Origin of the sequence: Epilithonimonas caeni DSM 17710, from assembly GCF_000426465.1 — a bacterium.
Lineage (GTDB): Bacteria > Bacteroidota > Bacteroidia > Flavobacteriales > Weeksellaceae > Epilithonimonas > Epilithonimonas caeni.
The window spans coordinates 582,521-597,267 of the sequence record NZ_AUFK01000009.1 but is presented as its reverse complement, the minus strand read 5'-3'; the positions used below and the strand labels follow the sequence as shown (position 1 = coordinate 597,267).

General features: G+C 37.3%; 14 protein-coding genes. 13 read left to right on the top strand and 1 reads right to left on the bottom strand.

The window, feature by feature from the left end:
* Positions 1 to 93: 93 nt before the first annotated feature.
* Entirely contained in the window at positions 94 to 2,445 is a 2,352-nt protein-coding gene (locus K319_RS0103920) for an outer membrane beta-barrel family protein (protein WP_027382440.1), read from the bottom strand.
* 271 nt (positions 2,446 to 2,716) lie between these two features.
* On the opposite strand from K319_RS0103920, the gene K319_RS0103915 reads away from it, so the two are divergent.
* From K319_RS0103915 to K319_RS0103850, 13 genes are all read left to right on the top strand, one after another.
* A complete protein-coding gene (locus K319_RS0103915) occupies positions 2,717 to 4,021 on the top strand; it encodes a sensor histidine kinase (RefSeq protein WP_027382439.1) in 1,305 nt (434 codons plus the stop codon).
* On the top strand, positions 4,011 to 4,688 hold the full coding sequence (locus K319_RS0103910; protein ID WP_027382438.1) for a response regulator transcription factor: 678 nt from the start codon (positions 4,011 to 4,013) through the stop codon (positions 4,686 to 4,688). Before K319_RS0103915 ends, K319_RS0103910 begins: the two co-directional genes overlap by 11 nt.
* 362 nt (positions 4,689 to 5,050) lie before the next feature.
* Complete coding sequence (locus K319_RS19760; RefSeq protein ID WP_027382437.1) at positions 5,051 to 5,584, top strand: tRNA methyl transferase PRC-barrel domain-containing protein; 534 nt, start codon at positions 5,051 to 5,053, stop codon at positions 5,582 to 5,584.
* Between the two features lie 21 nt (positions 5,585 to 5,605).
* Positions 5,606 to 7,357, top strand: a complete 1,752-nt coding sequence (locus K319_RS0103900) for an endonuclease (RefSeq protein ID WP_027382436.1) — start codon at positions 5,606 to 5,608, stop codon at positions 7,355 to 7,357.
* 204 nt (positions 7,358 to 7,561) lie between these two features.
* Positions 7,562 to 7,927 (top strand): hypothetical protein, encoded by a 366-nt coding sequence (locus K319_RS0103895; RefSeq protein WP_027382435.1) that lies wholly within the window; start codon positions 7,562 to 7,564, stop codon positions 7,925 to 7,927.
* A gap of 204 nt (positions 7,928 to 8,131) precedes the next feature.
* Positions 8,132 to 8,401, top strand: coding sequence for a YHS domain-containing protein (locus tag K319_RS0103890; protein ID WP_027382434.1), 270 nt, complete (start codon positions 8,132 to 8,134; stop codon positions 8,399 to 8,401).
* A complete protein-coding gene (locus tag K319_RS0103885; protein WP_034671333.1) occupies positions 8,398 to 9,084 on the top strand; it encodes an SCO family protein in 687 nt (228 codons plus the stop codon). The genes K319_RS0103890 and K319_RS0103885 overlap by 4 nt, the downstream gene beginning before the upstream one ends.
* Before the next feature lie 26 nt (positions 9,085 to 9,110).
* Positions 9,111 to 9,779: a superoxide dismutase gene (locus K319_RS0103880; RefSeq protein ID WP_027382432.1), complete on the top strand. Its 669-nt coding sequence runs from the start codon at positions 9,111 to 9,113 to the stop codon at positions 9,777 to 9,779.
* A 63-nt stretch (positions 9,780 to 9,842) separates the two neighbouring features.
* Positions 9,843 to 10,199 carry a hypothetical protein gene (locus K319_RS0103875; protein ID WP_027382431.1) on the top strand — a complete coding sequence of 119 codons (357 nt, stop codon included), beginning with the start codon at positions 9,843 to 9,845 and terminating at the stop codon, positions 10,197 to 10,199.
* A 470-nt stretch (positions 10,200 to 10,669) separates the two neighbouring features.
* The gene (locus tag K319_RS0103865) at positions 10,670 to 11,491 is read left to right on the top strand and encodes an MbnP family protein (RefSeq protein WP_027382430.1); all 822 of its coding nucleotides are present in this window, start codon (positions 10,670 to 10,672) and stop codon (positions 11,489 to 11,491) included.
* A complete protein-coding gene (locus K319_RS0103860) occupies positions 11,475 to 12,560 on the top strand; it encodes a cytochrome-c peroxidase (protein WP_051230405.1) in 1,086 nt (361 codons plus the stop codon). Before K319_RS0103865 ends, K319_RS0103860 begins: the two co-directional genes overlap by 17 nt.
* A 202-nt stretch (positions 12,561 to 12,762) precedes the next feature.
* Positions 12,763 to 13,719 carry a transporter gene (locus K319_RS0103855; RefSeq protein ID WP_027382428.1) on the top strand — a complete coding sequence of 319 codons (957 nt, stop codon included), beginning with the start codon at positions 12,763 to 12,765 and terminating at the stop codon, positions 13,717 to 13,719.
* Between the two features lie 141 nt (positions 13,720 to 13,860).
* On the top strand, positions 13,861 to 14,625 hold the full coding sequence (locus K319_RS0103850; protein ID WP_027382427.1) for a 4-hydroxy-tetrahydrodipicolinate reductase: 765 nt from the start codon (positions 13,861 to 13,863) through the stop codon (positions 14,623 to 14,625).
* Positions 14,626 to 14,747: the final 122 nt, after the last annotated feature.

Sequence of the window (14,747 nt, the reverse complement as noted above, 5' to 3'; positions counted from 1 at the left end):
TTGAAAATTAGTTTGTTTTTTTGTTATATCTGTTTTATGGATCTCTATGTAAGCAAAAAGGTAAATCAAGCGATCTACCTTTTTTGTTGTTTTTTATAATCTGTTCTGCTCATCCGTTTTTCGTCCGGCTTTTGCATCTTTTACTTTCTGATTTCCGAAGTTATATTTCAGATTGATCATAAAATACTGCGTATCGCGATAATCTTTGAAGTATTGGTTCTGGTCAGCATATCTTGTTGATATTGTATTCTTATCCGTTCGGAAAATATCATTGAAAACCAGACCAGCTTCCAATTTTTTATCAAACATTTTTTTGTTAATGATAACATTCGTTCTCTGGGAAGAACTGATGTCAAATGAACCCTGGATCGTCTTGGAATTGTAAACATAAGACACATTCAAATCCCAGGTTTTTGCTTTGTCCAAAGTGATCTGTGTGGAAATATTTGCATTGTAAAAGAACACATCGTTTTTATACAAAATCTTATCAGTTCCCATAAAATAATTCTCCTGATATTCTCCCATTGCAAAAAGATTCAGTTTCCAGAATGGCTTTATAGAAAAGTTTTTTGAGAAATTCACGCCTAGATTTTGTCCGTGGTCAATATTGGTATAATTATAAACTGTTTCAAAAGTCTGCGGATTTTGGATTGAAATTTCCATGGACGGATCTTTGATATAGCTGTAATAAGTTTCAAAATTCCAGTCTTTTACGGTGTAGGTCAAGCTAAGATTATGAATAATAGTCGATCTCAAATACGCATCACCTTGAAAATAAGAATATAGATTGTAATAAGATTTTGAAGGATTCAGGAAATCATAATTCGGTCGGTCGATCCTTTTTCCGTACGAGAATCCTAATTGCTGGTCTTCTTTCAGGTTATACATCAGATAAAAAGTAGGGAAGAGTCCGGTTCTGGTCGTCTTGTTTTCTACAATTGGATTGTCAGAATTGGTTCTGATCAATGTCGTTTCCGAGCGCAAACCAGCTTTTATTTCCCATTTTTCCCATTTGTATTCTGAGGAAATATAACCAGCAAAAATATTCTCTTTATAATTAAATAGGTTACTTTTTGTCAAATCAGGAATCAAAGTTCCGCTTGTTCCATCAAAGAAATCGAGGTTATTTTTATTGTTTACAAAACTGTATTTCAGTCCGCTTTCCAAAGTGAATTTATCATTAGAAAATCGATGGTCCAACTGCGTTGCATAAAGCGAAATATCCTGAACACTATTATTCGCAAATCTGTTATTACTTGTAGGTTGACCCTCAAAATTCAATAAAGTTGCAACATCCTGATTTTCTTTGAAGCGTTTTGTACTCGAGTTATTGGTCCAGGTCAGGTTGTTGTTCCCAAATTTTTTATCATAAACCAGATAAGAATTAAAACTGTTATCATATTGCTTTTTCTTGTTGGAGGTCAAATAATTGGATTGTAATTGATTGTTTTCTGTGTTGTAAATATTAGTTGGAACATTATAAAGACCATTATTATTTGGCGCATTATAACCATCAAAACCAAACTGGATGGTTGACAAACTATCTACGGTATATTGTCCGGAAAAGTTGTAAATGTGCTGTTCGTGAGCGTGTGTTTTTCTCACCATATCACTTTCCCAACGGGTTTTATCTTTATCAAAAATCACGACATCAAAGTTTTTTCGTACATAATCTCCTGACACAAAATTATAATTCCCGGTCAGTTGCCATTTGTCCGTATTGTAAGATTGCGAAGTTCCAACCATTCCTTTGGCATAAGTGGCTTGTGTGTATCTTGTCGAGATTCTTCCTTTGTACCCGGAAAGAACATTTTGCTTCATTTTGATATTGATAACAGCGCCTCCCTGAGCTTCGTATTTTGCAGGTGGATTTGTGATAACTTCAACGGAGGAAACATTATTTCCGTCAGTATTTTCAAGAAGTTGTTTCAACTGCTCCTGAGTCATCAATGTTTTCTTATCATTGATCGTTACAATGATTTGCGAATTTCCACGAACGCTTAATTCTTCATTTTTTACTAAGATATTGGGTGTGTTTTTCAAGATATCCCAGGCATTCAGATTTTGAAGAGGTGTTTTATCGATATTAAATTCCAATCGGTCAATTTTCCTTTTCAGTAAAGGTTTGTTAGCTTTTATCGTGACACCGGCAATTGATTTTACAGTGTCTTTTTTGAGAATGATATTCAGAAATTCATTTTCTTCCAGAGTGATTTCATAATCCTGGTAATCCGATTTTTTGATTGTTATTGAGACAGGAAACTTTGAAATTCCTTCAAGACTAAAGTTCCCTTCTTTATCAGAATAGAATATTGTTTTGTTTTCATTGATTTCAATACTTGATTCGGAAATAGGCTCCTGATTTTCGTTCTCGATGTGTCCTTTGATATTCTGACTCCAAATCACAGTTGGTATCAATAATATCATTATTAAATAAGTTTTCATAGCTAACAATTTCATTTCAATAATTTTGACAAAATTGAGACGAATCGCAGGAAAGTTTTGTTAATGAACGGTTAATGGAAGGTTAATGCCTGTTTTGAAAGAAAATTGATTGTATTTTTGATGTTTAGAAACACGAAGGCACAAAGATTTCTTTTGTAATCGGCTGTTTTTAAGGCACTATAAAATCGAAGATTTTCCTTGTGTCTTACAACGTAATATTGGGATAAATTCCTCGTGCCTTAGTGTTTAAAATATCCATATCTTCAAGAATATGAATCGGAAGAAAAACATCACGATTATTTTGTTCGCATTCAGCCTTGTTATTTTGGTTGTTCTGCAAGGCTATTACATCTACAATTCTTATCGTCTCGAGGAGAAAGAACTCATCAGACAAGCAAGGGTCATTGCAGACAAGACACTTGACACAATGGAAAAATATGAAACAGAAACCAATGAAGAAAAATTGGTAGGCGATTTTGAAAGACTGAAAAAAGGAATTGTTATCCAAAAGGAACAGATCACGCATCCTGAAAGAATTTATAGTTCGGAAAAACTTTACAATGAAAAACTAGAAAAAATTCTAAAAAAGAATATTGCAGATTCGGGTTTTGAGATCGCTATCAAAAGTGAGATCTATTCGATATTGGATGAAGTTCAGAAAAAAGAGCTTTTGCCAAAAGATCGTTCACTTGTTTTGTATCAAACTGTAAAAAAGATGTCAAAACCTTTGACCATTAATGAAGGCAAATGGTCCAGCCGTCAATCCAGAGAAAATACAGACCTGAAGCTGGATGAAAAAAACTATTATCTGGTAAAATCTAAATCGACTTTTCAGCTTTTGAATGTCAAAACCTTAGTTTTAAAGAAAGTGATTCCTTTGATCATCGTTAGTCTGTTGATTGTGATTCTAATTGTAATTCTATTCCGAAATAGTATCAAAAACCTGAATCGTCAGGAAAAGAAGATCTCACAACTCCACACAACAATAGATTCGATCGCTCACGAACTGAATACGCCAATTACAACCTTGAAGTTCTCAGTTGCCCAATCTTCTGATTCTGAAACCAAAACTTTGTTGGAACGCCAGATCAAACGTCTTGAAAATATCGTTTCGTCTATTCATAACAATGATTCTGATGATGTTTTAATTGATAAAAAAGAGATTGAGAACTATTTTTCCGAGATTAAAAAGTCTTTTGACAAAATCGATTTCAAAATTAAATTGGATTTTTCTGAGAATAAGTCTTTGTTTCAAAATGATTTCAAGCAAATTATGGACAATCTCATCGATAATTCATCAAAATACGGAGCAAAAGAAATCGAGGTTTTCATTAAAGCAAATAAACTGATTGAAATGGAAGTTTCTGACGACGGAATAGGAATTCCGAAAGATGAAAAACAAAATATTTTTGATAAATATTACCGAATTACGAGAGATGAAAATCTTCACGTGAATGGTCTCGGTGTCGGACTTTTCCTGGTCAAGAAGATCGTTGACAAATATAAAGGCGATATCGAAGTGAATCCAAAAAAGAAAGGTGTTTCATTTAAAATAACGATTCCGAATGAAGCCTAAGATCTTATTAGTTGAAGACGACCCGGATCTGGGAATGGTTCTGAAGCAATACCTGGAATTCTCTGATTTCGATGTGAATTGGATCCCGAATCCTGAAGAAATTCTGAAAAACAAAAAGCAGATTGACCAATATCAATTAGCAATTCTTGATGTGATGTTACCAGTCATTGACGGCTTTGAATTGTCCAAAGAAATCCGGAAAACTTCTGACATACCATTCTTGTTTCTGACAGCGAAAGGCCAGAGTATCGATAGGATTTTAGGTTTAAAACTAGGTGCCGATGATTACATCACAAAACCTTGCGAACCCGAAGAATTGATCTTAAGAATCAAAAATATTCTCAAAAGACAACATAATTCTATAAAAGCAATAATTAAAATAGGGAATTATTCTTTCATTCCGTCGCAGTTTCAATTACTTTTTCAGGATGAAACAATTCAGTTGACTGAGAAAGAATCTGAGTTGCTGCTTTTACTTTCCAAAAACAATCAGAAGATCATTAATCGCAAAGAAATCCTTGAAACGCTCTGGGGAGAAAATGATTATTTCTTGGGCAGAAGTCTGGACGTTTTCATGACCAGGCTGCGCAAGTATTTTCAGAAAGATGAGAGAATCAGATTCGATTCTGTTCGTGGAATAGGTTTCAAGGTAGAATTTCCTGAATAATTGAAGCTGATGATATTCTTTCAATAGTATGTAACATTTCTTATATCAAAGCTCCGTAGGAGCGATAAGTTTGTAGCGAAATATTTAACAATGATTTTGAGTTAGCTCTGAATGCCAGTCGAGCTCCGTAGGAGCGGCACTTTAATAGAACATCGTTAACATATTAATAACGGTTTCTTGATTTCCGTTATAGTTTTACAAACTACAAAATCAAATATGTAATCTTATATAATTGTCAAATTCATAATAAAAATTATTGATTGATGATTTTTCACTAAAGTGTAATCCGTTACTTTTCATTTATTTATAATTTTTTATATTAGCGCCCCCAATTGTTAAACGAAGATTTAATCCAGTAATCGATGACCAAAAAAGGCCAAATAGTTGAAATACCTGAAAGCGCTCCGATCTATAGTAGAGAATTGCCGGTATTTCATTCAAAAAAAGATGAATTCATCTGGAAATCCCGGAAAATAGAGTATTCTCTGTTCGACGGATTTTTGGTTGGGGAAAATCAGGGTGTGGAGAATTTTAAGATTGGACAACGAAAGGGAATCAATGTCGGTGGGAAAAAAGAACCTTTGTATGTCATCGGGATCGATAAGAAGGAAAATAGGCTTTTTGTGGGCGCAGGAGATTCGCACCCGGGACTATTGACAGATACCATTCGTCTTGGAGAAAATTTAAAATTAAATGATATCAGTTTTTCGAAAGAAGAATTAGAAAATGGAATTGATGTGGAAATTTCAACCTCAATAAATGAAGATGATCTTTCAGCTAAACTTTACGGATTTGATGAAAGTTTTTTTCTGGAATTTGAAAATAAAGTCTCAGTAACTGTTGAGTATAACCCATTCAATATCATTTATCAAAATAGAATTATAAAGAGTTATTAAAAAATAATTAAATATTTACTTATGAAATTAAAGGTTTCCTTTTTTGCAAGTATTATTTCGTTGGTTGGTTTTGCACAGTCAGCTCCGTCTTATTATTCAGGAGTTAACTTCAACAAAACTAAAAATGAATTAAAGAGTGAACTTGCAACTTTAATCACAACAACACACACAAAAACTATTTCTTACAGCGAGTTGCAAACGCTTTTGAAAAGCAGTGATGTTGACCCTCAGAATCCGTCCAACTTATTGTTGATCTACGGTTCCCAGGCCTCCGGAACACATCAGAGAAGTCGCGCTATCAATGGTTCTTGGAACCGTGAGCATGTTTATGCAAAATCAAAGGGAACGCCTAATTTGGGAACATCCGGTCCCGGAGCGGATGGTCACCACCTTCGTCCTGCAGACAATACCTTGAACAGCACAAGAGGAAGTTTGTTATTTGATGACGGAACCGGAGCTACAGCATATAAGACAAGCCGTGGCGGTTGGTATCCTGGTGAAGAGTGGAAGGGTGATGTCGCAAGGATCTTGATGTATATGTATGTAAGATACAACACAAGATGTCTACCTCTGAATATTACAATGAATCCGGCAACTTATTCTTCAGACTTTCCGGATATCCTTTTGAAATGGAATGTAGAAGACCCAGTTTCTGATTTCGAAAGACAAAGAAACAATGTGGTAGCTAATACACAGCATAATAGAAACCCATTTATCGATAATCCATATTTGGCAACGGTAATTTGGGGTGGTCCAGCTGCTCAGAATACTTGGCCGGATACCTTCAATGGCGGAACTTCTGGTGATACCGAAGCTCCAACTGTACCAACAAACTTGGCGGTTTCAGGAAAAACATCTTCAAGTATTTCTTTATCTTGGACAGCTTCTATGGATAATGTTGGCGTAAACAGCTATGACATCTATATGAACAATGCCTATAAAATGTCTGTATCTACTAATAGTGGAACTGTAACAGGTCTTGCACCGGCTACAACTTATTCTTTCTATGTAGTTGCTAAAGATTTTGCTGGAAACAAATCTACAAATAGTACATCAGTAGAGGGAACAACAGAAAACGGAACAACTCCGGGAACTGGAACAACTTGTGGTACGGAAGATTTTGAAAGTATGCCTGCTGTTGCTTCTAATTATTCGGATAGAGAATGGTCTAACCAGAATATTGTTTGGACTGCAACTAATGCAAGAACCGACAAACAGATCTATATTGATGGTGATAACAACAGAGCGATCTGTATCAGAAAAGGCTCCTTGAAATCGTCTACAATTTCCGGAGGTATCGGTTCATTGACGGTTAAAACCTATCTGCCTTTCAGTGATTCGGATGGTAATTATACTTTGAAGATCAATGGTGTGGTGAAGGGTCAGATTCCTTATTCCAAAACGGCCAAGACCTATACGATCAATGATATCAATGTAGATGGCAATGTGGTCATTGAGCTTATAGATGACACAACAAGCAACAGGGTATCTTTCGATAATTTGTCATGGACTTGTTATTCAAAATTGGCGGTTGGAGAATCAGCTTCCAAAAATCAGAAAATGACTGTTTATCCAAATCCTGTTAAAAACAGCGAATTGTTCATCAGTGGAATTTCTAAAAATGAAACTGTTCAGATCTACAGCGCAAGCGGACAATTGGTCCAAACCATCAATAACGTCAACAACAACGAAAAGGTCAGCTTGAAAAAGCTTTCTAAAGGGGTCTATTTTGTGAAGACAAAATCAGGCAGCACGAAAGTAATTATTGATTAATTGATTTAAAATCATAACAAAAAGGTCAGGAGTTTTTCTTCTGGCCTTTTTTATTTTAAGGATATAGATTGATATTTGCTCCGTAGGAGCGAAATGTTTGTAAAAAGAATAGGATAGAAAAATGGGAGCACCGTAGGTGCGAAACTTTTCTCATCCTGTCAAATATCATTGGATATCTGAGACCAATGCTTTAATTTTGTTGTATTGAAAGTATTCATTTCCATATTCATTATATTCACAATAGCATTGCGACCGGTAATGCCATTGATTGATTATGCTGTGAATTATAATTTCATTACCAAAAATCTTTGCGAAAACAGAACAAAAAAAGAAATGGATTGTAAAGGAAAATGCTACTTGGCCAAAGAACTTTCCAAAACCTCTCAGAACTCTGCAAGGCAAGACCAACTGAAACTTTCCGTATTCTCAGAATTATTTACTGTAGGCAATGTTTTCACTGTTATTAATAATATTAATTTCAATCTGAAAAATCTAAAGCAGAATTCTTTTTTATCTCAATTCTACACTTTCTCATTAACCTCGAGAATATTCCATCCGCCCTTGTTTTAGTAATAAAAAAATATTCTTTAATTGAGCAAAGCTCCCATTGTGCCTTAAAACATTTAGTTAAAAAATAACCTTGTGCGCTTTGTGTTTAATTAAGAAATAACCAAAATTAACTGAGCGATTAATATTTGCGACTTTAAAACAGTTAATAGCTAGAAAATCTTTGCGCCTTTGCGTTAAAATTTATTATTAATTCAACTTTAAAAAATGAAATCCAATATATTAATGATACTGCTTTCGGTGTCCGCACTCTCTTGTGCACAGGAAGCACCCAAAGTAAAACAGGTTTCCAAAATGAAACCCAAGACCGAGCTCAAAGGAGTGAAGGTCGTGAATACCGATGACCCGGTCTGTCACATGAAAACGGCCGAATTCCTAAAAGATACCGTCATTTATAAAGGTAAAATTTATGGTTTTTGCAGCGACCATTGTAAAAAAGAATTTAGGAAAAGCCCAGCCAAATACGCTTTGAAATGACAAACAGAAAGAAACAAAAGTCTTTCCGGAAAAGCAAACTGATTATTCCGATTATAGTTTTTGCGGTACTATTTTTGGTGATAGGAATTGGGATGAGCTACTTCAGGAAAAGTCTTTATACGGTAATGAAAGTCCCGGATTTTGCTTTGACGGATCAAAATTCCAGGAAGATCACCGATAAGGATATGCTGGGGAAAGTTTATCTTGTAGAGTTCTTTTACAGCCGTTGTCCCACGATCTGTCCCGTGATGAATTCGAATATGAAATATATCGATGAGCAGATCAATGATCCGGATTTTGGAATCATCTCGATCAGCATAGACCCATCCAACGATACGCCGGAAGTGCTTAAAGATCATGCTAGAATGATTGGTGCTGATTCGCCTAATTGGCATTTTCTATCAGGAGACAGGGATTATATCGGTAACTTGGCGGACAAGTTCGATATCTATGTAGGGGACAAGGAAGATGATGCGGAGAGTCTCAACCACAGCGGGATGATTGCTTTGGTGGATAAAGAAGGGAATCTGCGCTGCAGGTTCGATGAGAACAATATGCCGGTTCTTTATTATTCAGGTTTGAATTATGAAGATGCGGCCGGAACAAAAACCAGTCTGAGAGGAAGGTACCATCCGGACAGGGAAAAATTGATAGAAGATATCAGAAAATTATTAAAACGATAAATGTCTAATTACTAAAAAAAGTTATTATGAAAATCAAGAAATTATTTCTGGCAAGTGCCATATCTGCAGCAACTTTTGCTGCTGCACAGTTTAAGCAGACACCACTTCCTTATGCTTACAACGCTTTGGAAGGCTCTGTAGATGCGCAGACCATGGAGATCCATTATACCAAACATGCGGCCGCCTATGTTTCTAATCTTAACAAAGCCATTGCGGGGACACCATTGGAAAAAGAAAGCCTGGAAAAGATCCTTTCCCACGTTTCAAAAGAAAGTCCGGCGGTTAGAAACAACGCTGGCGGACATTACAACCACGAGTTGTTCTGGACCGTGTTGACACCTGAGAAGAACACGCAGCCTTCTGCAAAACTGGCAAAGGCAATTAACGAGACATTCGGAAGCCTGGATGCTTTGAAAGAGAAACTCAGTAAAGCAGGAGCGGACCGTTTCGGTTCTGGTTGGGCCTGGTTGGTAGTAACAGCGGATAAAAAATTAGCTGTGACTTCTACAGGAAATCAGGACAATCCTTTGATGGATATTGCTGAGGTCAAAGGAACACCGATCTTTGGAATCGATGTCTGGGAACACGCCTATTACCTGAAATATCAGAACAAAAGAGCAGATTATCTGGCAGCACTCTGGAACGTGACCAATTGGAAAGAGATCAGCAGAAGATACGAGGAAGCTATTAAATAACAACCCTAATACCTTAAAAAAGCACAGCTTGTCTGTGCTTTTTAAAACCTTCAAATCAGACACTTGAAATTGATCTTTAACCTTTTACTCACCTTTTATTTGGTATTCAAACCGGTGTTGCCATTGGTGGAGTATGTGGTTAACTATGATTATATTTCGGATGTCTTGTGTATCAACAAGAAAAAACCGGAGTTACATTGCAATGGCAAATGCTACTTGGGAAAAGAGCTCGCTAAAAACAGCTCAGAAGATTCCAGATCCAAAAATCTGACACAGAAGATCATCGACTGTTACATTCCTGTTGAGATTTCAGCGGTCAAAACAGTAGGGCAGAGATTCTTTACCAGTCCTATTTTCACACACGCCACAGATTATTCTTATCTGTTCCTGAAACATATTTTCAGACCTCCCATTATTTAGATTTTCAAATTCATTATTAGGGCGATTCCCTCTCCAGCGCTAAACCTACCGCTCGGGTCAGGTTGGAAATTTATCCTGAGCTTGCCGAAGGACTCATATCTTTTTGTCTTATGATGATTAGACTTCATCATGAACATTTCAGTCAAGACAAAAAAAGTATAACTGTTACCGTCCCTATCGCAAAATCACAAAACCTAAATTTCAAAAAAAATAGAAAGTCTTTTATCAATCAGAGACAGCAAAAATTATGAGCATTTGACGAAGTCAAATCTTTGTGCCTTAAAAGCATTGAATCGTCCAAAAAGCCCTTGCGCGTTTGTGTTCAACAAAATATTTGACGAAGTCAGACCTTTGTGCCTTAAAACATAGAATTGCTCAAGAATCTTTTGTGCCTTCGTGTCCAAAAACTATATAATTAACAGTTAAACGAATAAACAAATCAACAGTTTAACAACATAACATCTAAACAAATGAAAATCTATAAACTCTTATCATTACTATTCATTACATTCTTAACACTTTCATCTTGCAGTAACAATGACGATGAGGATATTCAGGACAATACAGCAGGAAATCTCCAGCTCAAGTTCGAGAATGGGTTCAACAACCTCGGCGATATCGTTCTCAATCAGACCACACAAACCTCAGCTAATGGTCAGAAACACCAATTTTCAACCCTCAAATACATCATCAGTAATATCTCATTGATTGATGAAAACGGAACAGAATTCAAGTATCATTATAATGATCCAGATAAAGGCGCTTTCATCATCAACCAGTCCCAAGCAGCAGGCGGCATCGTCTATATCAACCTTTCCGAAATCCCGAAAGGTAACTACAAGAAAATCAAACTAGGATTGGGCATCAGCCCAACAGCTTATCTCATTGGTCAGGACGGGCAAGGTCTGTTCTGGGAAAAAGCCAAACAGGAAGGGATGGCCTGGTCCTGGGCTACCGGTTACATTTTTACCAAACTGGAAGGGAAGTATGGAACATCAACACCTGACACCGGGTTTATGAACCATTGCGGCAATATGGGCGATACAGCAGCTAACGGTACACCGGACCTGTACAGAGAAGTTGTTTTGGATATGCCAACTACGGCTAGAGTTAGTAAAGATATCACGCCTTCTGTTCACATTCTGGCAGACTTTAACCAATACCTGAGCGGTAAAAAAGCACTGACTTTAGATCTTAATAACAATATGGCAATGGGTAGCAGTCAGCATCTGGTGGATGTCAGCAACAACCTTATCAATATGTTCAAAGTTGACCATGTTCATAATGATTAGTTTGATTCGACAATTCCAAAGGGGACGATCGCGTTCTCTTTGGATCTCCTTCATTGTGCTTTCCGGGATATTGATCTCTTGCTCCAATGAATATGAAGGCGAAGTTTTTGAAGAAGATAAAGCTTACGATCTGGAGGTTCCGACCAGCTTTCCGGCATTGGCATTTGATACCGATAAAAATCCTGTAACTGTGAATGGTATTGCCTTGGGCAAAAAATTATTCTATGAAGGCAAATTATCTCGTAATAATACCATTTCTTGTGGGTTCTGTCATATCCAGGAGTATGCGTTCACACATCATGGGCATCCGGTAAGCCATGGGATTGATGATAAATTAGGTATCCGCAATGCACTACCGATCCAGAATATGGCATTTATTAAAAACTATACCTGGGATGGCGTGAGTCATAATCTGGATGAACGGTCTTTGGTTCCGATTACTACTGACTTTGAAATGGACAGTTCTCTGCCTGAGGTGGTCTCGAAACTAAATCAGGATACCAATTATAAGAAGATGTTCAAAGCCGCTTATGGCGATGAAAATATTACAGGCGAAAGGATTTTGAAGGCCTTGACCCAATTTATGGTGACAATGATTTCTGCCGATTCCAAATACGACAGAATGAAGAAAGGAACAGCCACATTCACGAATGAAGAAATGCAGGGCTTGGCATTATTTCAGAACAAATGCAGCAGTTGCCACTCCGGGGAATTGTTTACGGATGAAAGTTACCGGAATACCGGGATGTATTATAATGCACAGTATGACGACCGGGGAAGATACCGTGTGACATTGGACTGGAATGATAATATGAAATTCCGCGTGCCAAGCCTTCGGAATGTAGAATATACTGCGCCTTATATGCACGATGGCCGTTTTTATTCTCTGGATGCGGTTCTAAACTTCTATTCGGATAATGTAGAGAATCAAGCCAATCTGGACCCGCTTCTGAAACAAAACGGACACGTCGGTATCCCAATGACTACTTTAGAAAAACAATACATCATCACTTTTCTGAAAACGCTCAGTGACCCACAATTTATTACCAACAAGCAATTTGCAGAATAGCAACAGTCATTGTCATTGCGAACAAAGTGAAGCAATCTCAATAATAATTATCTCGCAGATCAAACAAATCAGGCAGATTTAATGATCTGCAAAATCCAAACGATCTGCGAGAAATAAAATCAACCTTATCTAAGTAAGCGTCTTTTGTACTTCTAACAAGCAAAAATCCTCATGAACTTTATGGTTTAAACAATCCCAATCAATGAAAAAATCAATCATACTCATAATACTATTTATTTTGTCTCAGCAAATAAAAGCCAACCGGGACAGCCTGTATGTTCCACAATACCAAAACCGGTTACAGCATTTATCCGGATACGAAGAATTTTTCTGTGATGCCTGTGGCTGTGCTGCCGGCAACGGCTCATCAGGCTTCGAATCATTACTCAATCCCCAGTTCATCGGAGTCAAATATTTTGCCCAGCATTACAAAGCCAAAGAAAACCTGTTCACACAGGACTTGACACAAGACCAGTACTTTAACACCATCCAGATCTGGGGAAAGATTCCTGTGACCAAGAAATTAAGTATCTACGGGAGCATTCCGTTTCAGTTTCACGAGAAGAAAACCTTGCAGGGCGATATCAACATCAGTGGAATAGGAGACGCCAGTGTAATGGGAATCTACGAAATCCTAAAATCAAAAAACGAATTCCATCAGCTGAATGGCGGCGTAGGTGTAAAGATCCCACTGGGAAGATTTGACGAGAAAGGCATTACAGGTGTCAATCCGAGTTTCCAGTTAGGAACAGGAAGCTGGGATTATCAGTTGGCACTGAGCTACAAATTTCAGAAAAAACGCTTTGCCCTGATGCTGAACACCGATTATACCATTAAAACCGAAAATAAAAAACATTATCGGTTCGGTAACCAGTGGAACTATGCTGCAACAGGGTTTTACAGGTTATGGCGCAATGAGAACAGCATCTTTTCTGGGAAGTTGGGACTGCAGGGCGAGGTCTATGAATGGAACAGGCAGTTTGGCGAAGTGATGCCCGGAACTGCTGGCAGTGCTTTGTATGGTAAACTGGGATTCGAGGTATCATATAAAAAGTTCAGTCTCGGTAGTGAATTGATGTTGCCTGCTTATACCCAATTGGCAGGCGGCGACATAGAATCCCGATCTAGATTCAGCTTATTTATCAACTTCGGGCTGTAAAAATGCTTCTTTTTATTTTTTGTACCTTACATCCAATAATAATATAGCAATTATTGAGATATTTTCATTGTTCATATTTTTTGTTGGCCTCTCGGTCACGATGTTGATAATTGTTTTTTCTAATTACAAAAAGTAAAAGTTATGAGAATAGGTTTATTAGGATTCGGCAAAGCAGGGAGAGCGGTTGCAAATGTCATTTTGCTCGATAAGACGTTTTCTCTGGAATGGGTTTACAGGCGAAGCCATGCCATGGAACATACCTCGGCCAAGGATTTTTTGGGAGTAGAAGCATCTGATCAGGGGTCGATCTACTCCATGGAAAGTATAGGTATTGCAGAACTGGTGGAAAGACATCCTGTAGATGTGGTGATCGATTTTTCAGACGCTAGTGCCGTTCATATTTATGGAAATGTATTGGCAGACAGAGGTGTCAAGATCATTTCAGCAATATCTCATTACAAGGAGGATGATCTGAAACTGTTGAAGGAGCTGTCGAAAAGGACCGCCGTATTTTGGTCGCCCAACATCACCTTGGGGGTTAATTACCTTTTATTTGCGGCCTCATTATTAAAGAACATTGCACCTGGTGTGGATATAGAGGTGGTGGAAGAACATTTCAAAGCAAAGTCCGGTGTTTCCGGGACAGCAATAAAAATTGCTGAGACCTTGGAAATTGAGACCGACAATATTAATTCGGTACGGGCCGGAGGCATTGTCGGGAAGCACGAGGTTATTTTCGGTTTTCCTTACCAGACCGTAAGGCTGGTTCATGAGTCCATATCCAGGGAAGCTTTTGGCAGTGGTGCTTTGTTTGTTGCTGAAAATTTAAAGAGCAAAGGCAGGGGATTTTATAATTTTGAGGATATCCTTCGTCCTTACTTCTTTTCACAGCCTACCTTATCCTGATTATAATTGTCAAATTGATAATAAAAATATATAGAGGGCACTACTTATTTACATATAATTAAACTATTTATTCTTACAGATTTATCAGATTTTAAGTTTGAAATCTGCCCGATCAGGAAAAT

Bases quoted from the DNA above. Each gene is read 5' to 3' on its own strand.
- K319_RS0103920 (WP_027382440.1), bottom strand. From the start codon at position 2,445: ATGAAAACTTATTTAATAATGATATTATTGATACCAACTGTGATTTGG.
- K319_RS0103915 (WP_027382439.1), top strand. From the start codon at position 2,717: ATGAATCGGAAGAAAAACATCACGATTATTTTGTTCGCATTCAGCCTT.
- K319_RS0103910 (WP_027382438.1), top strand. From the start codon at position 4,011: ATGAAGCCTAAGATCTTATTAGTTGAAGACGACCCGGATCTGGGAATG.
- K319_RS19760 (WP_027382437.1), top strand. From the start codon at position 5,051: ATGACCAAAAAAGGCCAAATAGTTGAAATACCTGAAAGCGCTCCGATC.
- K319_RS0103900 (WP_027382436.1), top strand. From the start codon at position 5,606: ATGAAATTAAAGGTTTCCTTTTTTGCAAGTATTATTTCGTTGGTTGGT.
- K319_RS0103890 (WP_027382434.1), top strand. From the start codon at position 8,132: ATGAAATCCAATATATTAATGATACTGCTTTCGGTGTCCGCACTCTCT.
- K319_RS0103885 (WP_034671333.1), top strand. From the start codon at position 8,398: ATGACAAACAGAAAGAAACAAAAGTCTTTCCGGAAAAGCAAACTGATT.
- K319_RS0103880 (WP_027382432.1), top strand. From the start codon at position 9,111: ATGAAAATCAAGAAATTATTTCTGGCAAGTGCCATATCTGCAGCAACT.
- K319_RS0103865 (WP_027382430.1), top strand. From the start codon at position 10,670: ATGAAAATCTATAAACTCTTATCATTACTATTCATTACATTCTTAACA.
- K319_RS0103860 (WP_051230405.1), top strand. From the start codon at position 11,475: ATGTTCATAATGATTAGTTTGATTCGACAATTCCAAAGGGGACGATCG.
- K319_RS0103855 (WP_027382428.1), top strand. From the start codon at position 12,763: ATGAAAAAATCAATCATACTCATAATACTATTTATTTTGTCTCAGCAA.
- K319_RS0103850 (WP_027382427.1), top strand. From the start codon at position 13,861: ATGAGAATAGGTTTATTAGGATTCGGCAAAGCAGGGAGAGCGGTTGCA.